Raw genomic sequence first — 19,565 nt, 5'->3', positions numbered from 1 at the left:
AGCCATGGCTGAGGCTCAGAACATCCCCGTGGGATCGACCACCACGGGTTCGATCGCGGTCGCCGCGGAGTCGACCGTCGCCACGCGCATGAGCGTGCCCCCGTCCTTCGACGTGGCGGACTTCCCCGTCCCCCACGGCCGCGAGGAGGAGTGGCGGTTCACCCCGCTGGAGCGGCTGCGCGGGCTGCACGACGGCACCGCCGCCGCCACCGGTGACGGCGTGAAGGTCGACGTGCGGGCCCCCGAGGGCGTCACCGTCGAGACCGTCGGCCGCGACGACGCGCGCCTCGGCCGGGCGGGCACCCCGGTGGACCGGATCGCCGCGCAGGCGTACTCCGCCTTCGAGCAGGCCTCGGTCGTGACCGTCGCCAAGGACACCGTCCTCGCCGAGCCCGTCCGCATCACCGTGCACGGCCAGGGCGGCACCGCCTTCGCCCACCAGGTGATCGAGCTGGGCGCCTTCGCCGAGGCCGTCGTCGTCATCGACCACACCGGTGACGCGGTGCTCGCCGCCAACGTCGACTACGTGCTGGGCGACGGCGCCAAGCTCACCGTCGTCTGCGTCCAGGACTGGGACGACAAGGCCGTCCACGTGGCCCAGCACAACGCGCTGATCGGCCGGGACGCGTCCTTCAAGTCCGTCGTCGTCACCTTCGGCGGCGACGTCGTACGGCTGCACCCGCGCGTCACCTACGCGGGCACCGGCGGCGAGGCCGAGCTGTACGGCCTGTACTTCACCGACGCGGGCCAGCACCAGGAGCACCGCCTGCTGGTCACCCACAACACCCCGCACTGCAAGTCGAACGTCGTCTACAAGGGCGCGCTCCAGGGCGACGACGCGCACGCGGTCTGGATCGGCGACGTACTCATCGAGGCCGGGGCCGAGGGCACCGACACCTACGAGATGAACCGCAACCTGGTCCTCACCGACGGCGCCCGTGTCGACTCGGTGCCGAACCTGGAGATCGAGACCGGCGAGATCGTCGGCGCCGGCCACGCCTCCGCCACCGGCCGCTTCGACGACGAGCAGCTCTTCTACCTGATGGCCCGCGGCATCCCGGAGCAGGACGCCCGCCGTCTGGTGGTGCGCGGCTTCTTCGCCGAACTGGTCCAGCAGATCGGCGTCGCCGACATCGAGGAGCGTCTGCTCGCCAGGATCGAGCAGGAGCTGGAGGCGTCGGTCGCATGAGTTTCGTACGCGTCTGTGGGCTGAGCGAGCTGGCGGAGGGCACCCCCAAGCGGGTGGAACTCGACGGCACGCCGGTCTCGGTCGTCCTGACCGAGGGGGAGGTGTTCGCGATCTACGACATCTGCTCGCACGCGAACGTCTCGCTCTCCGAGGGCGAGGTGGACGACTGCCAGATCGAGTGCTGGCTGCACGGCTCCGCCTTCGACCTGCGCACCGGCAAGCCGTCCGGCCTCCCGGCCACGCGCCCCGTCCCCGTTTACCCCGTAAAGATCGAAGGGGACGACGTTCTCGTCTCCCTCACCCAGGAGTCCTGAGGCATCCATGGCAACGCTTGAAATCCGAGACCTGCACGTCACCGTCGAGGCCGACAACGCCACGAAGGAGATCCTCAAGGGCGTCGACCTCACCGTGAAGCAGGGCGAGACGCACGCCATCATGGGCCCCAACGGCTCCGGCAAGTCGACCCTCGCCTACTCGCTCGCGGGGCACCCGAAGTACACCGTCACCAACGGCACCGTCACCCTCGACGGCGAGGACGTCCTGAAGATGTCCGTCGACGAGCGCGCCCGCGCGGGCCTGTTCCTGGCGATGCAGTACCCGGTCGAGGTCCCCGGCGTCTCGGTCTCCAACTTCCTGCGCACCTCCGCCACCGCCGTGCGCGGCGAGGCCCCGAAGCTGCGCACCTGGGTGAAGGAGGTCAAGGAGGCCATGGAGCGTCTCCACATGGACCCCGCCTTCGCCGAGCGCAACGTCAACGAGGGCTTCTCCGGCGGTGAGAAGAAGCGCCACGAGATCCTCCAGCTCGAACTGCTCAAGCCGAAGATGGCGATCCTGGACGAGACCGACTCGGGCCTGGACGTCGACGCGCTGCGCATCGTCTCCGAGGGCGTCAACCGCGTCCGCGAGACCGGCGAGGTCGGCACCCTGCTGATCACGCACTACACGCGCATCCTGCGCTACATCAAGCCCGACCACGTGCACGTGTTCGCCGGCGGCCGGATCGTCGAGTCCGGCGGCCCGGAGCTCGCGGACAAGCTGGAGAACGAGGGCTACGAGGCATACGTGAAGGGTGGCGCATCCGCGTGACGCATCTGTCGGGCCTCCTCGACACCGAGGCGATCCGCAAGGACTTCCCCGTACTGGACCGCGTCGTCCACGACGGCAAGAAGCTCGTGTACCTGGACAACGCGGCGACCAGCCAGAAGCCGCGCCAGGTACTGGACGCCCTGAACGAGTACTACGAGCGGTACAACGCCAACGTCCACCGCGGCGTGCACGTCCTCGCCGAGGAGGCCACGGCACTCTACGAGGGCGCGCGCGACAAGGTGGCGGAGTTCATCAACGCGCCGAGCCGCGACGAGGTGATCTTCACCAAGAACGCCTCCGAGTCCCTCAACCTCGTGGCCAACATGCTGGGCTGGGCCGACGAGCCCTACCGGGTCGACCACGAGACCGAGATCGTCATCACGGAGATGGAGCACCACTCCAACATCGTGCCGTGGCAGCTGCTGGCGCAGCGCACCGGCGCGAAGCTGAAGTGGTTCGGCCTCACCGACGACGGCCGCCTGGACCTGTCGAACATCGACGAGATCATCACCGAGAAGACGAAGATCGTCTCCTTCGTGCTGGTCTCCAACATCCTGGGCACGCTCAACCCGGTCGAGGCGATAGTGCGCCGCGCCCAGGAGGTCGGCGCGCTGGTGTGCGTCGACGCCTCCCAGGCCGCGCCGCACATGCCGCTGGACGTGCAGGCCCTCCAGGCCGACTTCGTGGCCTTCACCGGCCACAAGATGTGCGGCCCGACCGGCATCGGCGTCCTGTGGGGCCGCCAGGAGCTGCTGGAGGACCTGCCGCCGTTCCTGGGCGGCGGCGAGATGATCGAGACCGTCTCGATGCACTCCTCGACGTACGCCCCGGCGCCGCACAAGTTCGAGGCGGGCACGCCCCCGATCGCGCAGGCGGTCGGCCTGGGCGCGGCGATCGACTACCTGTCGTCCCTCGGCATGGAGAAGATCCTCGCCCACGAGCACGCGCTCACCCAGTACGCGGTGGAGCGCCTGTCCCAGGTCCCCGACCTGCGGATCATCGGCCCCACCACGGCCGAGGACCGGGGCGCCGCGATCTCCTTCACCCTGGGCGACATCCACCCGCACGACGTGGGCCAGGTCCTGGACGAGCAGGGCATCGCGGTCCGTGTCGGCCACCACTGTGCCCGTCCGGTCTGCCTGCGCTACGGAATTCCCGCGACCACGCGAGCGTCGTTCTATCTGTACTCCACGCCGGCCGAGATCGACGCTCTGGTCGACGGACTGGAGTACGTACGGAACTTCTTCGGCTGAGAGGCGTGTCGAAAACCGTGAAGCTGGACTCGATGTACCAGGAAGTCATCCTGGACCACTACAAGAACCCGCACGGGCGTGGTCTTCGGGATGGCGACGCCGAGGTGCACCATGTGAACCCGACGTGCGGCGATGAGATCACCCTCCGCGTGAAGTACGACGGCACGAAGATCGCGGACGTCTCGTACGAGGGCCAGGGCTGCTCCATCAGCCAGGCCTCGGCCTCCGTGCTGAACGAACTCCTCGTCGGCAAGGACCTGCCCGAGGCGCAGAAGATCCAGGAGACCTTCCTGGAGCTGATGCAGTCCAAGGGCAGGATCGAACCGGACGACGCGATGGAGGAGGTGCTGGAGGACGCGGTGGCGTTCGCCGGTGTCTCCAAGTACCCCGCGCGGGTCAAGTGCGCCCTCCTGAGCTGGATGGCGTGGAAGGACGCGACGGCCCAGGCGCTGGGTGGCGCCGAAGCCGAAAGGAAGACCGCATGAGCGACACCGTCGAGATGAAGCCAGCCTCGGAGGAGGAACTCCGCGAGGCCCTGATGGACGTGGTCGACCCCGAGCTGGGCATCGACGTCGTCAACCTCGGCCTGATCTACGGCATCCACGTGGACGACTCCAACGTGGCCACCGTGGACATGACCCTCACCTCCGCGGCCTGCCCGCTGACGGACGTCATCGAGGACCAGGCCAAGTCGGCCACGGACGGCATCGTCAACGAGCTGCGGATCAACTGGGTCTGGATGCCGCCGTGGGGTCCGGACAAGATCACGGACGAGGGCCGCGAGCAGCTGCGGGCGCTGGGCTTCAACGTCTGACGTCCGACCGCATCCGGCGTGAGCGAGGGGCCAGGGCAGTGATGCCGTGGCCCCTTTCGCATGCCCGGACGCACGGTCGTCCGCCTGGACGCGCCTCGCCGCGGACCCGTTTGTGTACGAGCGTACACATCATGTGTACGCTCGTACACATGGGATATCTGACGCTCGCCGGCGCCATAGCCGCCGAGGTGACCGCCACGACAGCGATGAAGTACAGCCAGGGGTTCAGCAGGCTCGGGCCCTCGTTGCTGACGGCGCTGGGGTATCTGGTGTCCTTCCTGCTGCTGGCGCAGACGCTGAAGACGGTGCAGATCGGCACCGCGTACGCGATCTGGTCCGGGGTGGGCACCGCGGCCATCGCCGTGCTCGGGCTGCTGCTGTTCGGGGAGGGGCTCAGCGCGGTGAAGGTCGCGGGGATCCTGCTGATCATCGGGGGAGTGGTGGTGCTGAACCTCGGCGGAACGAGCCACTGATGGCCCGGCGCTACGACCCCGACCGGCGGCAGCGGATCATCGACGCGGCGATCCGGGTGGCCGGGCGCGACGGACTCGCGGGGCTGAGCCACCGCACGGTCGCCGCGGAGGCGGATGTGCCGCTCGGCTCCACCACGTACCACTTCGCCACCCTGGACGACCTGCTGGTGGCCGCCCTGTGCCAGGCGAACGAGGGGTTCGCCGCGGTGCTCGACGGCAGCGGGGCACTGGACGGCGGCGACCTCGCGGCCGGACTCGCCCGGGTCCTCGGCGACTGGCTGAACGGCGACCGCCCCGGCGCGGAGCTGGAGTACGAGCTGTACCTCGCCGCGCTGCGCCGCCCGGCCCTGCGGCCCGTGGCCGCCCGGTGGACCGAGGAGACGACCGCGCGCCTGTCCGCCCGTGTCGACCCGGTGACGGCACGGGCGCTGCTCGCGCTGATGGACGGCATCTGCCTTCAGGTGCTGCTCACGGGTGGGGTGTACGACGAGGGGTATGCGCGGGAGGCGCTCGGGCGGGTGATCGGCTGAGGGGGACCCCCGACCGGCACATGAGACACGGTTCGCTCCCGCACCCCGTGCCACGTTAGGTTTTTCCCATGACCGACACTGCTTCCCGTACCACCGGCGCCGTCGCCGCCGGCCTCGCCACGATCGCCTCCGACGGCACCGTCCTCGACACCTGGTTCCCCGCGCCCGAGCTGGTGGCGGAGCCGGGCCCGGCCGGCACCGAGCGGCTGTCCGCCGAGCGCGCGGCGGAGCTGCTGAGCGGCGGCGCGACCGCGGCGACCGGCCCGGACGCCCGCAGGGGCGTCGAGGTGGTCGCGGTCCGTACGGTCATCGCCTCGCTGGACGAGAAGCCGCTGGACGCGCACGACGCCTACCTGCGCCTGCACCTCCTGTCGCACCGCCTGGTCAAGCCGCACGGCCTGAGCCTGGACGGCGTCTTCGGCCACCTCGCCAACGTCGCCTGGACCTCGCTCGGCCCGGTCGCCGTGGACGACATCGAGAAGGTGCGGCTGAACGCCCGCGCCGAGGGCCTGCACCTCCAGGTCACCTCGATCGACAAGTTCCCCCGCATGACGGACTACGTCGTCCCCAAGGGCGTCCGCATCGCCGACGCCGACCGGGTCCGCCTGGGCGCGCACCTCGCCGCGGGCACCACCGTGATGCACGAGGGCTTCGTCAACTTCAACGCCGGCACCCTCGGCACCTCGATGGTCGAGGGCCGCATCTCCGCCGGTGTCGTCATCGGCGACGGCTCGGACATCGGCGGCGGCGCCTCCACCATGGGCACCCTGTCCGGCGGCGGCAACGTGATCATCTCCATCGGCGAGCGCTGCCTGATCGGCGCCGAGGCGGGCGTCGGCATCGCCCTCGGCGACGAGTGCGTGGTCGAGGCCGGCCTCTACGTCACCGCCGGCACCCGTGTCACCATGCCCGACGGACAGATCGTCAAGGCGCGCGACCTCAACGGCGCCTCCAACATCCTCTTCCGCCGCAACTCGGTCACCGGCGCGGTCGAGGCCCGCCCGAACAACGCGGTCTGGGGCGGCCTGAACGACATCCTGCACAGCCACAACTGACCTGCCGCGCACGCCGGTAGCGCCCCTCGTCCCACGGCGAGGGGGGCGATCCAGCGGTTGGCCTCGGCCATCCAGGTCGTCGCCCAGCACAGCTCGTAGCCGAGGGACGGCAGTTCGCGGCCGTGGGCCGGATTCAGCCAGACCCGCGGCGGGCGGCGGGAGCGCAGGGGCACCCGGATCGTGGTGTAGCCCTCGGGCCGGCGCTCCGGCTGGGCCGCGTACGGGTTCAGGGGACCGTCGACGTCCAGGAACAGCGGAGGGCGGCTCACGGGGACACCGTACGGCAGGCGGTCCGGCCGGGGATCAGGAGCCGGTCAGCTCCTCGTACCGCGCCCGCAGTTCGGCCGTCACGTCGGGGGAGGCGGGGAGCAGCGGGGCGCGGACCGGCCCCGCGGGGAGGCCGAGTCGGGCCAGGAGGGCCTTGGCGGTGACCGTTCCCGGAAGGCCCGCGGACATCATGGACTCGATCAACGGGGTCGCGCGGAGCTGGAGTTGTGCCGCTCGGGCGGTGTCCGCGGCGTCGTAGGCGTCGAGGACGGCGGCGATGTGGCGGGGGGCCGCGTTGGCGACGGTGCTGATGCAGCCGGCCGCGCCGACGGCGTAGAGAGCGAGGTTGTGTTCGTCGCAGCCCGCGTAGTAGGCCAGGTCCGTCCGGGACAGGACCTTCTGGGTGCCCAGGAAGTCGTAGGAGCAGTCCTTGACGCCCACGATCCGGGGATGTTCGGCCAGGTGGAGGATCGTCTCGGGGGCGATGCGGGTGCCGGTGCGGCCGGGGATGTCGTAGAGGAGGACCGGCAGGCCGCCGGCGTCGGCGACGGCGCGGAAGTGGGCGGCCACGGCGTCCTGGGGCGGCCTGCTGTAGTACGGCGCCACGACCAGGACGGCGTCGGCGCCCGCCTTCTGTGCCGCGAGGGCCAGTTCGGTGGTGTGCCGGGTGTCGGCGGTGCCGATCCCCGCGATCAGGGGGACCCGGTCGCCGACCGCCTCCCGTACGGCCGTGATCAGTTCCGCCTTCTCGGCGTCCGTGGTGGTCGGCGACTCGCCCGTGGTGCCGTTGAGGACCAGGCCGTCGCAGCCCTCCGCCACCAGGTGGGCGGCCAGTTCCTGCGCGCCCGCCCGGTCCAGCGCGCCCTCCTCGGTGAACGGGGTGATCATCGCGCAGAGGGTGCGGCCGAAGGGGGAGGACCTGTGTGTGATCGTCATGCACGTAAGTGTCGGCAGGTCTTCGATGTAGCTCTACTTAATTCTTCTTCAGAGTATCGGTAAGTTTGCTTACCTGTTCGGGTGTGGCGCAAGGTCGTGTGTCCAACTCGGCCCCTCATGGGTCACTATGGGCGAAGGGTCATCACCGACGTCAGTCATGGAGGCACCATGAAGCTCGGCAAGGCACTGGCCACCGGGGTCGCCGAGGAGCGGCCGCAGGTCCACGAGGAAGAGACCCGGCAGCCCGTCGAGGCCGCCCGCACCGCACCGGCCGAGCCGGCCCGCGAAGAGGTTCCGGCCGCCCGATGAGACTGCGGCTCCCGGCGGAACGCCCCACGGAGCCGCCGACCGGCTACAAGATCGCCCACCCGGTGCTGTCCGTGGACGGCACCCGGGCGGGGTTCACCGGAGTGTCGCTCGGCGGTGCGCTTCCGTACGGGGTCCTCGCCGAGGCGTCCTGTGTCTACGGCCGCAGGCACCGCCCGCCGGCGCGGCTGTGCGACTGCGGTTTCCACTGCGTCCACGACCGTGCCGCCGCCGACGCCCTGCGCTGCACCGCCGAGCACCGCACCGCGCTTCTGCTCGAAGTCTCCGTGCTCGGCGCCTACATCCGCTTCGAGCGCGGATTCCGCTACGCCCGGCAGCGGGTGCGCACCGCCGTCGCGGGCCCCTGCGCCTGCGGTGCCACCGCGGCCCTGCTGGCCGACGCCGGCTGGGGCCGCCCCGGCTGGCGTGCCCTCGCCCCCGGCTGCGCGGGCTGCGCGCGCGGCCGTACGTCCGTCACCCTCGCGGAGTTCGCCCGGCTCGCCGGGGAGGGCCTGCGGGTGCGGGCGGACGGCGGCATCGGGGCCGGGACGGTCCTCGGACCGACGGCGGACGAGGAGCTGGGTGTGCCCGAACTGGTCGCCGAGGCCGCTCTGTTGCAGGCGCGGCTCGACTGGTTCCAGTCGCAGCTCGCGCGTCTCGGCGACCGCGGGACCGGGGGCGCGGACAAGGGCTGACGCTCCCCGGTCCGGGTACCCGGATGTTCCGTACAGAGAGGAGGCGGGACACCGTGACCATGACCTCGCACACGCGACCGCACACGCGCCCCGCACTCGACGGGCACCCCTCCACGGGGGAACTCGTCAATCGCGCCGCCGAGCAGCTCTCCCTGCTGCTGCGGCAGGAGGTCGCCCTCGCCAAGGCGGAGCTGGCCCAGAAGGGCAGGCGCGCCGGACGCGGCGGCGGACTGCTGGGCGCCGCGGGCGCCCTCGGCTACGTCGGACTGATCGTGCTGGCCGGCGCGGCCACCGCCGCCCTCGACCTGGTGCTGCCCCTGTGGGCGGCGGCGCTGATCGTCGCGGCCGTGCTGTTCGCCGCCGCCGCCGCGCTGGCCGCCACCGGACGCGCCCAGTTGCGCCGCGCCGGATCGCCCATGCCCGAGGAGACCCTCGGCAGCGTCCGGGCCGATGTCGACGTGATCAAGGAAAGGGCACATCGATGACCCACAGGACCCCCCACGGCTCGGGTGCCAAGGGCCCCGACGAACTGCGGCACCAGATCGAGCAGACCAGGAACCAACTCGGCGACACCGTGGCCCAGTTGGTGGGCCGCGCCGATGTGAAGGGCCGCGCGCGGGCCCGGGCCGCCGACCTGATGGACAAGGCCGGTGCCATGACCGTGCAGCTGCGCTCCAGCGCCGCGCACGCCGGACAGGGCGCCCAGGGCAGGGCCACGCACGCGGCCCAGGCGATGAAGGGGCGGGCAGCGCAGGCGGGTCATGCCGTGCAGGGGACGGCCGCGCGCACCGGGCACACGCTCCAGCACCGGGTCGCCCGGCACGGTGCGTCCCCTGACGGGCAGCCGCTGCGCGACCGGGCCATGGCGGCCGGGCACCAGGCCCAGAGCAGGGCCCTGGACGCCGGACACCTCGTGCAGGACAAGGCCGCCGTGGCCCAGCGCCGGCTCGCGCCGCCCGCCCACAAGGCGGCCGAAGGTCTACGAGGGGTGCCCCGCCCGGTGCTGATGGCGGGCGCCGTCGGTCTGGCCGCCCTGATCGCGGCCGGGGTGCTGCGTCGCAGGCGCGGCCGCTGAACACCCGGAAGGCACCCCGGTGAACGTGTGGCGGGCCGGGCGGCCGGGTGAGCGCGGGACCGGCCGAACGGGGTGTTCGGCCGGTCCCGGACCCCTTCGGGTCAGGGGCGGAAGCGCAGCACCTGCGGGTCGTGGTCGCTGATCTGGTCGTTGAACTCCGAGTTGATGTGCACGCTGTCGTACGCGAAGTCGTCGCGGCGGACCGCCGGGCTGATCAGGATCTGGTCCAGGACCTGCGAGTTGCCCTGGTAGTCGTAGGTGTAACGCTCGCTCGCGGGCAGCGACTTGATCGCCGACCACAGTTCGCCGTCACCTTCGAGGATCTTCGCGGTGCCGGAGAACTCGAAGTCGTTCATGTCGCCGAGGGCGAGCACCTCCGCGTTCTTCTGGACCTTCAGGATGTCCTTGACGAACGCGTTGACCTCCTGCGCCTGCGCGTGGCGCTGGATCTCCGAGCTGCGCGTCACCGGCTGGTACTGCGAGGTCAGGTTCTGGTCGCCGCCCTTGGAGGTCAGGTGGTTGGCGATCACGAAGACGGTCTTGCCCCGGAAGACGAACTGGCCGACCAGCGGCTTGCGGCTGTTCTCCCAGGCGGCGCTGGACGGGTCGATCCGGCCCGGGGAGACGGTCAGCTGGGCCTTGCCGCACTCCTTGGTGACGCCCACCGCGGTGGTGGAGTCGCCGCCCGCGCGGTCCACGAAGGACACTCGCGCGGGGTTGAACAGGAACACCTGGCGGATGTTGCCGCCCGGCTCGCCGCCGTCCTTGTCGTTGACCGGGTCGATCGCGCGCCAGTCGTACGTCGGGCCGCCCGCCGCGACGATCGCGTCGATCAGCTTGTTCACGGTGACGCTCGCGTCCACCGTGCCGTCGTCCGTGGCGCCGTTGTCGTCCTGGATCTCCTCCAGGGACACGATGTCGGGCGACTGCAGGTTGTTCACGATCGCCGCGGCGTGCTGGGCGAACGTGTTGTCCGACGGGTCGAGGTTCTCGACGTTGTACGTCGCGACCGCGAGCTGCCTGCCGGTCTGCTTCTCGGTGGTCTCGCGCTGGAGGCCGCCGCTCTGGAGCGTCCCGAGCCGGCCGGCGACCAGGGTGTAGCCGCCGTACTGGTTGAAGTCCATCGGGCCGGTGGTGGTGCCGGTGAGCGTGTCGCCCACGTTCGCCTTCGGGAAGTCGGCGGTGGCGCCCAGCGACTGGATCTGGAGCCGGCCGGTGTTCTGCGAGTCGTAGGAGCCGTAGACCGTGCCGCCGCGGCTGTTGCGGTGCTCGTCCGGCTTCACCGTGACCCACAGCTCGGCGTACCGGTCGGTGGCGGTCACCACGCGGGTGTCCTCGACCTGGACGTTCATGCCCTCAAGGGACTCGTAGTAGTCCAGGGCGTACGTGTCGGGCCGGAGCGGCAGGTTGTTGATCGAGCCACCGTCGGCGGTGTCGCCCTGCGGCGTGTACTGGTCCGGCACCGACTGCGCGTCGATGACGACCGGCGCCGGGACGGCGTTGCCGGTGGAGACGGTGGCGATCGTCGGCTTGGTGATCTCCGTGACGGACTGCCCGCCGGACGCGGCGCCGCCCGGGACGTACTCGGAGACCGTGCCGGTCACCGTCACCGAGTCGCCGACGGCGACCTTCGGCGCGGAGCTGGTGAAGACGAATATGCCCTCGCTGGTGGCCGGGTCGTCGTCCGGCGTCGTGTCCTGCATCCAGAAGCCCTTGGACGAGCCGTAGCCGCGCGTGGCGGTGACGATGCCCGGCACGTCCGTCACCTTCTGCCCGGCGTACGGCGAGAGGCGCGTGGTGCCCTGGATGTCGTGGATGCGCACCGCGTCGGCGTGCGCGGGGGAGGTGAGGACGACGGCCGACGCGGCGGAGCATACGGCGGCGACGGTGAGCGCGGCGAGACGCGCGGTGGACCTGCTCGGCAAGGGATCCCTCCGGGGATGTTACGGGGCGCCGGGACGAGGCGGAACGGGTGCGTGTGGGGGCCGTTGCCCTCCGTGACACGCGCAGAGCCGGGTGAACGGCCGTCCCCCGACTTCTACGCGCGTCAATCTCCAGCCTGCGCACGGGACTTGTCAAGGTTTCGGCCATGTACCGGGGGCGACGAGGAGATGAACCGGTCGGCATGGGTGGAAATCCGTCTAGGCTGAGGGGCTGAGCACGTTTCACGGTCCGAGGAGATCCAGCCGATGTCAGACAGCTCGCCCCTGCCGCCCGTACGGCTGCACCCCGAAGCGGAGCTGGCGCACGCCGCGCTGTCCACGCCCCTGCTCTCCCGGGCGGCCCGCCTCGCCCGCTGGGCCGGCCCCGGCACCCGGGTGGACGCGGGCGGCAGCCTGGTCGAGGAGCAGTTGCCGGCCGCCGCCGGCCGGCTCGGGCTCACCGGCGACGACGCGGCCGCCCACGCCGCCGAGGCCTGGCGGGTCGCGCTGGACTCCGGACTGGTCGAGATCGCCGACGAGGAGACGGGGACGGTCCGGGCGGGCGAGGCCCTGGCGCTGCTCACCGGCTCCCCGCACGAGGTGCTCACCGTGTGGCTCGCCGCGCTGGAGACCGTGCTGGCCGATGCGAGCGTGCCCGATCTGGACGACCTGGTGGACGCGCTGGACGAGGGCGGCGAGATCGATTTCTCGTCACTCGACTGGGACCCCGAGGGCGAGGCCGAGTTCCTCGACGGCGTCCTCGGCAACCTCTATCTGCTGACGGTGAGTGAGGACGGCGCCGGGGAGGGCCCCGTTCCGCTGCCCGCGCTCGCCGCGTCGATGATCGTGCCGGACGGCATGGGCGAGCCCACCGACGACGTGCTGGAGCAGGTCTCCGACGCGATGATGCGGCTCGACGACCAGTTCCGGACGCTGGAGCCGATCGGACTCGTCGAGTACCGGCCCGTGGACGAGGCGCTGATGGCGGACGGCGACGAGGAGTTCGCCGCGCCGGTGGAGGAGACCGACGTCACCCGCTACGGCATGGTGCGGCTCACCCCGCTCGGCGCCTACGGGCTGCGGGCGCGGCTGGTGGAGGCCGGCTTCGAGGCCCCGGTGGTCGGTGAACTCGCCGACAAGGGCGCGGACGCACTGCTCGACGGCACCGCCGCGTTCGGCCCCTCGGCCGCCCTCGCCGAGACCGAGCTGTGGCTGGCCCGGCACGAACCGCTCGCCGCCGCACGGGAGTTGCTGTCCGCGGCCCGGGGCGCGGATGCCGGGGGGCCGCTGCGACGGCTGCGCTGCCAGCAGGCGCTGTCCCTGGTCGGCGGGGAGGCGGAGCCCGCGCTGCGGGAGGTGCTGGACGATCCCGAACTCGGCGGACTCGCCCGGGTGTGGCTCAGCGAGCGGGGCGCCACCGGGGTGCCCGCGCCGTCCCAGGACCTGGTGTTCTGGCTGACCGTCGACACCGTCGCCGCGCAACTGGCCGCCGAGGGCAACTCCGAGGAACTCCGGGCCCTGGTGGAGGGGCTGGCCGAGCAGCACAGCGGGTTCTTCGCGGCGGCGTGGCGGGTGGACCATCCGGCGACGGCCGATGTGCTGGAGGCGATGGGACGCCTGCACCCGGACAAGAAGGTGGCGAAGGAGGCCCGGAAGGCGGCCTTCAAGGCGCGCTCGCAGCAGGGGGGCTGAGCGCGCGGGGGGTGGCCGGCGCTTGGGATTGCCATGGGAATGCGTAGACGGATTCTTGAACAAGGGTCCTGGGTGCAGCCCCGTGTTCAACCGGCGTTCAGGCAACGGCGGGAGCGTGTGCGCCGAACGAGGTCCGCCGCCCTCCACGGCACACCCACCCGTCTCAGGAGACACCATGTCGCTCACCCGCAGGGACTTCGCCAGAACCTCCGCGATCACCGGCGCCGGGATCGCCCTGGCGGGCAGCGCCGGCGTGCTGGCCACCGCGCCGAACGCCCTCGCGTCCACGGAGACCGACGCCGCGCACCCGGACGCCGCGTCGGCCCAGGGCCACGATCACGGTCCTTCCAGCGTCGGCTACGGTCCGCTGGAGTCCGACCCCCACGGCATCCTCGCCCTGCCCGCGGGCTTCAGCTACCGGATCATCACCTACAGCGGTAGGACCCGCCTGGAGTCGGGCGAGTTCACGCCGTCCAACCCCGACGGCACGTCCACCTTCGAGGGACCCCGGGGCACTACCCTCCTCGTCAACAACCACGAGCTGGCGGGCCCGCGCGCCAAGTGGACGTACCCGGTGCCGCTCACCGAGGGCCTGGTGTACGACCCCGCCGCGGCCGGTGGCTGCACCGTGGTCGAGGTGCGCCGCGACCACGTCGCCGAGTGGGTCGGCATCGCCGGAACCTCCACCAACTGCGCGGGCGGCAAGACTCCGTGGGGTACCTGGCTGACCTGCGAGGAGACCGAGGACAAGGCCGGCCGCAACGGCATGACCAAGGACCACGGCTACGTCTTCGAGGTGGACCCGGCCGACCACCGGGCCAACCGCGACCCCCAGCCGATCAAGGCGCTGGGCCGTTACGCCCACGAGGCCGTCGTGGTCGACCCCGGGCGCGGCCACCTCTTCCTCACCGAGGACGCCGCGGGCCCCAACGGCCTGCTCTACCGCTGGACCCCGCCGGCCGGCTTCCGCCACGGCCGCGGCAAGCTGCGTACCCTCGCCGACGACGCGGGCGCCCTCCAGGCCTTCAAGTGCTTCGACTCCGGCGGCCGGTTCGTGGACGACCTCTCCCGCGCCACCAGGACCGGCACGGTGTACGGCGTCGACTGGGTGGACGTGCCCGACCGCGACGCCCAGCAGGTCTCCACGCGCAAGCAGTTCGGCGAGGGCCAGATCACCCGCGCCCGCAAGCTGGAGGGCATGTGGTGGGGCGACGGCGGTGTCTACATCGTCTCCTCCTTCGCCCGCGCGGAGAGCCCGGTCCAGCACGACGGCCAGGTCTGGTTCTACGACCCCCGGCGCCGGACCCTCACCCTCAAGGTGCTGATCGGCGTGAACCCGGACCCGGCGAAGGACGGCGCGTTCGACGGCCCGGACAACATCACCGTCTCGCCGTACGGCGGTCTGGTCATCGCCGAGGACGGCGAGGGCGTGCAGCACCTGTTCGGCGCCACCGACAGCGGCCGCACGTACCCGATCGCGCGCAACGAGCTGAACATCGGCACCGAGGAGGAGCCGGAGTACAGCGAGTTCACCGGCGTCACCTTCTCGCCCGACGGGCGGACCCTGTACGCCAACATCCAGACGCCCGGCATCATGCTCGCGATCACCGGGCCCTGGAAGCGCCAGAAGAAGGAGTAAATTCGCTCGCCCGACCCGCGGCCGTCCTCCTAGAGTGATGCCTGTCCAGGTGCGACAGGCAGGACCTACTTCCACTCTTATGGGGAGGCCGCGGGTTCGACTCCCGCCACCGGTACCAACGGGCCGGTGTAGCTCAGTGGCAGAGCACCAACCGTCGGTTCAGCCGCCCTCGATCTCTGGACACCGTACTTCTTCACGCACCTCCCGGTGCGCCGGGCGGCGGCTCCTTCTTTCGTATGAGATTCCGCGCCGCAGCCCACCCTGATCTCGGGAGGCGTGCCACACGGTGGGTGCCCGGCCCGCTCCCGGGTCCCTTCCCTCTGGCATGCCTCCCTCCGAAGTGACCATTGGATTCGGGGGAATTCACCATGGCGCGATTCAACACGCGTGCCGCCAAGGCATCGCCGAAGTCCGCGGTGACCACGAACGGCCGCACCCTGCGCACGCACGAGGGCGGCAACGGCCATGAGCGCGACGCGCGTTCGGAGCTCTTCCTGCTCGCCGTCTCCAACCTCGTCTCGCAGAAAACCTTTTACGAGACCGGTGACGACCGCGACGACCGCTTCGCCCGGCTCGTGCGCGACCTCGCCGTCCGCGACCCGGAGTGGACCGCGGGGCTGCTCGGCTGGCTGCGCGGCGAGGGCAACATGCGCACCGCGTCGATCGTGGGCGCCGCCGAGTACGTGCACGCGCGGCTGACCGCGGGCGCCACCGGCGGACCCGCCAACCGTCAGGTCGTGGACCACGTACTGCAACGGCCCGATGAACCGGGCGAGTTGCTCGCGTACTGGATGTCGCGGTACGGCCGCGCCGTCCCCAAGCCCGTCAAGCGCGGGATCGCCGACGCCGTGCGACGCCTGTACCACCCCAAGGCGCTGCTGAAGTACGACACGGCTGCCAAGGGCTACCGCTTCGGCGACATCCTCAACCTCGTGCACGCGTCCCCGGACCCGGACAAGCCCTGGCAGGGCGAGCTGTTCCGGTACGCGCTCGACCGGCGGCACCACCCGGCGACGGCCGTGCCGCCCGCCGCGCTGCCGCTGCTCACCGCGCGCCGCGAACTGATGGCGCTGCCGGTCGCCGAGCGGCGGGCGGTCGTCACGTCCCCGGGCGGCGCCGAGCGGCTCGCGGCGGCCGGGATCACCTGGGAGGCGCTGGCCGGGTGGCTCCAGGGGCCGATGGACAAGGCGGCCTGGGAGGCGGTGATCCCGTCCATGGGCGTGATGGCGCTCGTGCGGAACCTGCGCAACTTCGACGAGGCGGGCGTCTCCGACCCGGTGGCCGAGCGGGTCGCCGCGCGGATCAGCGATCCCGAGCAGGTGGCGCGGTCGCGGCAGTTCCCCTTCCGCTACCTCGCCGCGTACCAGCACGTGCCCTCACTGCGGTGGGCGTATCCGCTGGAGCGGGCGCTCGGCCACTCGCTGGCGAACGTGCCGGCGCTGCCGGGGCGGACGCTCGTGCTCGTCGACCGGTCCGGGTCCATGTTCTGGGCGGCGTCCGGGGCCGGCTCCCAGCTGACCCGCGCGGACGCGGCGGCGATCTTCGGGACGGCGGTGGCGGTGCGGGCGGCGTCCGCGGATCTGGTGGAGTTCGGGTCGACGAGCGCCGGGGTGGCGTTCCGGCGCGGGGAGTCCGTGCTGAAGATCCTGGAGCGGTTCGGGAACCTCGGGGGGACGGATACGGCCGGGGCGATCCGGCAGCACTACCGGGGGCACGACCGGGTGGTGATCGTGACGGACGAGCAGCACGCCGCCAACCGCCATGGCGAACCGACGGACCAGATCCCCGCGGACGTGCCGGTCTACACGTGGAACCTGGAGGGGTACCGGGCGGGCCACGGGCCGTCCGGTTCGGCGCACCGGCACACCTTCGGGGGGCTGTCGGACGCGGCGTTCCGCATGGTGCCGCTGCTGGAGGCGGCACGGGACGCGCGGTGGCCCTGGGAGTCGTGAACCGGGCAGTGCCCCGAAGGGGGCGCCGGGAGCCGTGCGAACGGCCCCGACGCGCCCGCGGTCGAGGCCTGCCCGCGGCGCCACGGCGAGTCCCCCGCGGTCACAGAGCCTTCGCGCCCGGGTCCACCATGTTGCGGACCGTCCTCGCCTTCACGAAGTCGCCGAGGGCCGTCATCTCCCACTCGCCCGAGTACTGGCGGATCAGCTTGGCCATCATGACGCCCGTCTGCGGTTCGGCCTGGGTGAGGTCGAAGCGGACCAGTTCTTCCTCGGTCGCGGCGTCGACGAGGCGGCAGTAGGCCTTGGCGACATCGGTGAACTTCTGGCCGGAGAAGGAGTTGACCGTGAAGACGAGGCCGGTGACCTCCTGGGGGATGCGGCCGAGGTCGACCGCGATCACCTCGTCGTCGCCCGCGCCCTCACCCGTGAGGTTGTCGCCCGAGTGCTTGACCGCGCCCTTGAGGATCGTCAGCTTGCCGAAGTAGCAGCTGTCGACGTGGTTGCGTCGCGGACCGTAGGCGATGACCGACGCGTCGAGGTCGATGTCGCCGCCCCGGAACGCCGGCTCCCAGCCGAGCCCCATCCGCACCTGGGAGAGCAGCGGTCGGCCGCCCTTGACCAGCGACACGGTCTGGTTCTTCTGGAGGCTGACCCGGCCCTTGTCCAGGTTGATCTTCCCCGCGCCCGGGGCCGGGGCCGGCGGCGCCGCGGGCACCGGCGGGGCCACCGGCGGTGCCGTCGGCTGCGGGGGCGCCGCCGGCGCCGCGGCCGGTTCCTCCACCGTCACCCCGAAGTCCGTCGCGATGCCCGCGAGCCCGTTCGCGTACCCCTGGCCGACCGCGCGGGCCTTCCACTGGCCGCCCCGGCGGTAGATCTCCACCACGACGAGCGCGGTCTCGGTGCCGAGCTGCGGGGGCGTGAACGTGGCCAGTACCGCGCCGCCCTCCGCGTCGCGGATCGTGGCCGTCGGCTCGATGCCCTGGAAGGTCTGGCCCGCCGCGTCCGGGCTGGCGGTGACCACGATCTTCTCGATGCCCGGCGGCACGGCCGCGGTGTCGACCGTGATCGCGTCGGGCGCGGTACCGCCGCCGGAGCGGTAGGTCACGCCCGGTCCGGCCGGCTGGTTGTAGAAGATGAAGTCGTCGTCCGAGCGCACCTTGCCGTCGCCCGTGAGCAGCAGGCCCGAGACGTCCAGCCGCACGGGAGCGGCCACGTCCACCGTGACGCGCGCGGCGGAGAGCGGGATGTTCGAGCCAGGGGTCATAGCTGTCATGTGGGGGGTAACGAACGAAACCGCTTTACCGTTCCCTTACCACCCGCACGGCCTCACCGGTCCCTCACGGCACCCCGGCCCGTCCCCTCACGGCACCACGACGATCTTCCGCCCCACCCCCGCCGCGAACTGCTCCAGCGCCTGCGGGTACCGCTCCAGCGGAATCCGGTCGCTGATGAAGACCCGCGGGTCGAGGACGCCGTTCGCGAAGAGTTCCGCCGCCCGCTCGTAACTGTGCAGCACCGCCATCGAACCGGTGATGGTGATCTCCTGGTTGTAGACGCGGTACGGGTCGATCGTCACCCGGGTGGCGTAGTCGGCGACCCCGAACTGGAGGAAAGAACTGCCCGTTCGGGCCCATGGGGGAAGTTGTACCGCCGGGGTGCCACCCTGACCAGGCCTGTTGCCCGCCCGATGCTGCCCGCTTGGGCCCGTTTCCCCGCGGACGTGCCCGCCGCGGACCTGCGCGGCGGCGCGCGGCGGGGTGGAAACGGGCGTCCCGCGTGCCCGGATACGGCGGCGGGCGGGCCCGTTCGGCGCCCGCCCGCCCGTTTCAGTACGGCCAGATCGGCGGGTCGGTGACGAAGCGGCCGCCCAGCAGGCGCTGGGCCGGGTCCGCGGGGTCCGGCTCGCCCTGCTCGGCGAGGAGCTTCGCGGCGTACGGCTCCGAGTCGTCCCGCGGCTCGTAGCCGAGGGCCCGCGCGCCGCCGAGGTCCCACCACCGGCGGGTGTTGGCGGAGGAGCCGTGGACCACGGTGTGGCCGACGCCCTCGGCGGTCAGGGCCGCGTGGAAGAGCCGGGCGCCGTCGGCCGGGCTGAGCCAGATCGACAGGGCGCGCACGCTGTTCGGCTCCGGGAAGCAGGAGCCGATGCGCACCGAGACGGTCTCCAGGCCGTGCTTGTCCCAGTAGAACTGGGCCAGGTCCTCGCCGAAGCACTTGGACAGGCCGTAGAAGGTGTCCGGGCGGTGCGGCGCCTCGACGAGGATCGCCGGCTCGCCGGGGCGCGGGACCGGGGTGTAGCCGACGGCGTGGTGGGAGGAGGCGAACACGATCCGGGGCACGCCCGCCTCGCGCGCGGCCTCGTACAGGCGGTAGGTGCCCTCGATGTTCGACTTCAGGATCTTCTCGAAGGTCGCCTCCCGGGAGATGCCCGCCAGATGGAGCACCGCGTCCACGCCCCGCACCGCCTCGCGCAGCGCCTCCGTGTCCGTGAGGTCCGCGGTGATCGCGTCCGGCGCGTCCTCGACGGGCCGGACGTCGAACAGGCGCAGGCCGTAGCCGTACTCCGGCAGCAGGGAGCGCATCAGAGTGCCGATCCGGCCGGCCGCGCCGGTGAGCAGGACGGTGCGGGGTGCGGGCATCCTCGGTCTCCTCGGGGTCGATACGCGTGGGGCGTGGGCGCTTGA

Annotated in this window: 20 protein-coding genes and 2 pseudogenes; 16 read left to right on the top strand and 6 right to left on the bottom strand. The window is 71.7% G+C overall.

Features of this window, described 5'->3' with window-relative positions; all coding sequences use genetic code 11:
• Nucleotides 1-4 precede the first annotated feature (4 nt).
• The 9 genes from sufD to dapD all read left to right on the top strand — a co-directional run bounded on the left by sufD (nt 5) and on the right by dapD (nt 6,400).
• Nucleotides 5-1,189, top strand: coding sequence for a Fe-S cluster assembly protein SufD (gene sufD / locus ACWDD7_RS24365; protein WP_392211366.1), 1,185 nt, complete (start codon nt 5-7; stop codon nt 1,187-1,189).
• Nucleotides 1,186-1,503, top strand: coding sequence for a non-heme iron oxygenase ferredoxin subunit (locus ACWDD7_RS24360; protein WP_351876686.1), 318 nt, complete (start codon nt 1,186-1,188; stop codon nt 1,501-1,503). Before sufD ends, ACWDD7_RS24360 begins: the two co-directional genes overlap by 4 nt.
• Before the next feature lie 7 nt (nt 1,504-1,510).
• Nucleotides 1,511-2,275 (top strand): Fe-S cluster assembly ATPase SufC, encoded by a 765-nt coding sequence (gene sufC, locus ACWDD7_RS24355; RefSeq protein WP_392211367.1) that lies wholly within the window; start codon nt 1,511-1,513, stop codon nt 2,273-2,275.
• Nucleotides 2,272-3,528 (top strand): cysteine desulfurase, encoded by a 1,257-nt coding sequence (locus tag ACWDD7_RS24350; RefSeq protein ID WP_351876684.1) that lies wholly within the window; start codon nt 2,272-2,274, stop codon nt 3,526-3,528. Before sufC ends, ACWDD7_RS24350 begins: the two co-directional genes overlap by 4 nt.
• A gap of 17 nt (nt 3,529-3,545) precedes the next feature.
• On the top strand, nt 3,546-4,013 hold the full coding sequence (gene sufU / locus ACWDD7_RS24345) for a Fe-S cluster assembly sulfur transfer protein SufU (RefSeq protein ID WP_018545778.1): 468 nt from the start codon (nt 3,546-3,548) through the stop codon (nt 4,011-4,013).
• Nucleotides 4,010-4,342 (top strand): metal-sulfur cluster assembly factor, encoded by a 333-nt coding sequence (locus ACWDD7_RS24340; protein WP_037656710.1) that lies wholly within the window; start codon nt 4,010-4,012, stop codon nt 4,340-4,342. The genes sufU and ACWDD7_RS24340 overlap by 4 nt, the downstream gene beginning before the upstream one ends.
• 149 nt (nt 4,343-4,491) lie before the next feature.
• The gene (locus ACWDD7_RS24335; RefSeq protein WP_351876683.1) at nt 4,492-4,815 is read left to right on the top strand and encodes a DMT family transporter; all 324 of its coding nucleotides are present in this window, start codon (nt 4,492-4,494) and stop codon (nt 4,813-4,815) included.
• Nucleotides 4,815-5,345 carry a TetR/AcrR family transcriptional regulator gene (locus ACWDD7_RS24330; RefSeq protein WP_351876682.1) on the top strand — a complete coding sequence of 177 codons (531 nt, stop codon included), beginning with the start codon at nt 4,815-4,817 and terminating at the stop codon, nt 5,343-5,345. The genes ACWDD7_RS24335 and ACWDD7_RS24330 overlap by 1 nt, the downstream gene beginning before the upstream one ends.
• Nucleotides 5,346-5,413: 68 nt before the next feature.
• The gene (dapD, locus tag ACWDD7_RS24325; RefSeq protein ID WP_450458897.1) at nt 5,414-6,400 is read left to right on the top strand and encodes a 2,3,4,5-tetrahydropyridine-2,6-dicarboxylate N-succinyltransferase; all 987 of its coding nucleotides are present in this window, start codon (nt 5,414-5,416) and stop codon (nt 6,398-6,400) included.
• Here dapD and ACWDD7_RS24320 read toward each other — a convergent pair.
• Together ACWDD7_RS24320 and dapA are read right to left on the bottom strand one after the other, a co-directional pair.
• Nucleotides 6,397-6,669, bottom strand: a pseudogene (locus ACWDD7_RS24320) (hypothetical protein); the annotation flags it as partial. The gene dapD and the pseudogene ACWDD7_RS24320 overlap by 4 nt on opposite strands.
• A gap of 34 nt (nt 6,670-6,703) precedes the next feature.
• Nucleotides 6,704-7,603, bottom strand: coding sequence for a 4-hydroxy-tetrahydrodipicolinate synthase (gene dapA / locus ACWDD7_RS24315; protein ID WP_450458896.1), 900 nt, complete (start codon nt 7,601-7,603; stop codon nt 6,704-6,706).
• A 168-nt stretch (nt 7,604-7,771) separates the two neighbouring features.
• Here dapA and ACWDD7_RS24310 point away from each other — a divergent pair, with 168 nt between their 5' ends.
• Genes ACWDD7_RS24310 through ACWDD7_RS24295 form a run of 4 tightly spaced genes read left to right on the top strand, consistent with a single transcriptional unit; the run spans nt 7,772 to nt 9,679 of the window.
• Nucleotides 7,772-7,912, top strand: a complete 141-nt coding sequence (locus ACWDD7_RS24310) for a hypothetical protein (protein ID WP_285553606.1) — start codon at nt 7,772-7,774, stop codon at nt 7,910-7,912.
• Nucleotides 7,909-8,604 (top strand): hypothetical protein, encoded by a 696-nt coding sequence (locus ACWDD7_RS24305; RefSeq protein ID WP_351876679.1) that lies wholly within the window; start codon nt 7,909-7,911, stop codon nt 8,602-8,604. The genes ACWDD7_RS24310 and ACWDD7_RS24305 overlap by 4 nt, the downstream gene beginning before the upstream one ends.
• 59 nt (nt 8,605-8,663) lie before the next feature.
• Complete coding sequence (locus ACWDD7_RS24300) at nt 8,664-9,089, top strand: phage holin family protein (protein ID WP_450458910.1); 426 nt, start codon at nt 8,664-8,666, stop codon at nt 9,087-9,089.
• Nucleotides 9,086-9,679, top strand: a complete 594-nt coding sequence (locus ACWDD7_RS24295; RefSeq protein WP_351876678.1) for a DUF3618 domain-containing protein — start codon at nt 9,086-9,088, stop codon at nt 9,677-9,679. The genes ACWDD7_RS24300 and ACWDD7_RS24295 overlap by 4 nt, the downstream gene beginning before the upstream one ends.
• Nucleotides 9,680-9,780: 101 nt before the next feature.
• Here ACWDD7_RS24295 and ACWDD7_RS24290 read toward each other — a convergent pair whose 3' ends face one another.
• Nucleotides 9,781-11,604, bottom strand: a complete 1,824-nt coding sequence (locus ACWDD7_RS24290) for an endonuclease/exonuclease/phosphatase family protein (RefSeq protein WP_450458895.1) — start codon at nt 11,602-11,604, stop codon at nt 9,781-9,783.
• A 264-nt stretch (nt 11,605-11,868) separates the two neighbouring features.
• Here ACWDD7_RS24290 and ACWDD7_RS24285 point away from each other — a divergent pair, with 264 nt between their 5' ends.
• The 3 genes from ACWDD7_RS24285 (at nt 11,869) to ACWDD7_RS24275 (ending at nt 16,884) form a co-directional block, all read left to right on the top strand.
• Complete coding sequence (locus ACWDD7_RS24285; RefSeq protein WP_450458894.1) at nt 11,869-13,293, top strand: hypothetical protein; 1,425 nt, start codon at nt 11,869-11,871, stop codon at nt 13,291-13,293.
• A 175-nt stretch (nt 13,294-13,468) separates the two neighbouring features.
• Nucleotides 13,469-14,932, top strand: coding sequence for an alkaline phosphatase PhoX (locus ACWDD7_RS24280; RefSeq protein WP_450458893.1), 1,464 nt, complete (start codon nt 13,469-13,471; stop codon nt 14,930-14,932).
• A gap of 368 nt (nt 14,933-15,300) precedes the next feature.
• Nucleotides 15,301-16,884, top strand: a complete 1,584-nt coding sequence (locus ACWDD7_RS24275; protein ID WP_450458892.1) for a TROVE domain-containing protein — start codon at nt 15,301-15,303, stop codon at nt 16,882-16,884.
• A gap of 100 nt (nt 16,885-16,984) precedes the next feature.
• On the opposite strand, the gene ACWDD7_RS24270 is transcribed toward ACWDD7_RS24275, so the two are convergent.
• From ACWDD7_RS24270 to ACWDD7_RS24260, 3 genes and pseudogenes are all read right to left on the bottom strand, one after another.
• Entirely contained in the window at nt 16,985-18,148 is a 1,164-nt protein-coding gene (locus tag ACWDD7_RS24270) for a TerD family protein (RefSeq protein WP_450458891.1), read from the bottom strand.
• A gap of 96 nt (nt 18,149-18,244) precedes the next feature.
• Nucleotides 18,245-18,499, bottom strand: a pseudogene (locus ACWDD7_RS24265) (alcohol dehydrogenase); the annotation flags it as partial.
• Between the two features lie 211 nt (nt 18,500-18,710).
• The gene (locus tag ACWDD7_RS24260; protein WP_450458890.1) at nt 18,711-19,520 is read right to left on the bottom strand and encodes an NAD-dependent epimerase/dehydratase family protein; all 810 of its coding nucleotides are present in this window, start codon (nt 19,518-19,520) and stop codon (nt 18,711-18,713) included.
• Between the last annotated feature and the right edge of the window lie 45 nt (nt 19,521-19,565).

It is taken from the genome of Streptomyces sp. NPDC001056, assembly GCF_053598955.1.
This window is presented reverse-complemented; position numbering and strand designations above follow the sequence as displayed.

Bases quoted from the DNA above. Each gene is read 5' to 3' on its own strand.
- sufD (WP_392211366.1), top strand. From the start codon at position 5: ATGGCTGAGGCTCAGAACATCCCCGTGGGATCGACCACCACGGGTTCG.
- ACWDD7_RS24360 (WP_351876686.1), top strand. From the start codon at position 1,186: ATGAGTTTCGTACGCGTCTGTGGGCTGAGCGAGCTGGCGGAGGGCACC.
- sufC (WP_392211367.1), top strand. From the start codon at position 1,511: ATGGCAACGCTTGAAATCCGAGACCTGCACGTCACCGTCGAGGCCGAC.
- ACWDD7_RS24340 (WP_037656710.1), top strand. From the start codon at position 4,010: ATGAGCGACACCGTCGAGATGAAGCCAGCCTCGGAGGAGGAACTCCGC.
- ACWDD7_RS24335 (WP_351876683.1), top strand. From the start codon at position 4,492: ATGGGATATCTGACGCTCGCCGGCGCCATAGCCGCCGAGGTGACCGCC.
- ACWDD7_RS24330 (WP_351876682.1), top strand. From the start codon at position 4,815: ATGGCCCGGCGCTACGACCCCGACCGGCGGCAGCGGATCATCGACGCG.
- dapD (WP_450458897.1), top strand. From the start codon at position 5,414: ATGACCGACACTGCTTCCCGTACCACCGGCGCCGTCGCCGCCGGCCTC.
- dapA (WP_450458896.1), bottom strand. From the start codon at position 7,603: ATGACGATCACACACAGGTCCTCCCCCTTCGGCCGCACCCTCTGCGCG.
- ACWDD7_RS24310 (WP_285553606.1), top strand. From the start codon at position 7,772: ATGAAGCTCGGCAAGGCACTGGCCACCGGGGTCGCCGAGGAGCGGCCG.
- ACWDD7_RS24305 (WP_351876679.1), top strand. From the start codon at position 7,909: ATGAGACTGCGGCTCCCGGCGGAACGCCCCACGGAGCCGCCGACCGGC.
- ACWDD7_RS24300 (WP_450458910.1), top strand. From the start codon at position 8,664: ATGACCTCGCACACGCGACCGCACACGCGCCCCGCACTCGACGGGCAC.
- ACWDD7_RS24295 (WP_351876678.1), top strand. From the start codon at position 9,086: ATGACCCACAGGACCCCCCACGGCTCGGGTGCCAAGGGCCCCGACGAA.
- ACWDD7_RS24285 (WP_450458894.1), top strand. From the start codon at position 11,869: ATGTCAGACAGCTCGCCCCTGCCGCCCGTACGGCTGCACCCCGAAGCG.
- ACWDD7_RS24280 (WP_450458893.1), top strand. From the start codon at position 13,469: ATGTCGCTCACCCGCAGGGACTTCGCCAGAACCTCCGCGATCACCGGC.
- ACWDD7_RS24275 (WP_450458892.1), top strand. From the start codon at position 15,301: ATGGCGCGATTCAACACGCGTGCCGCCAAGGCATCGCCGAAGTCCGCG.
- ACWDD7_RS24270 (WP_450458891.1), bottom strand. From the start codon at position 18,148: ATGACCCCTGGCTCGAACATCCCGCTCTCCGCCGCGCGCGTCACGGTG.
- ACWDD7_RS24260 (WP_450458890.1), bottom strand. From the start codon at position 19,520: ATGCCCGCACCCCGCACCGTCCTGCTCACCGGCGCGGCCGGCCGGATC.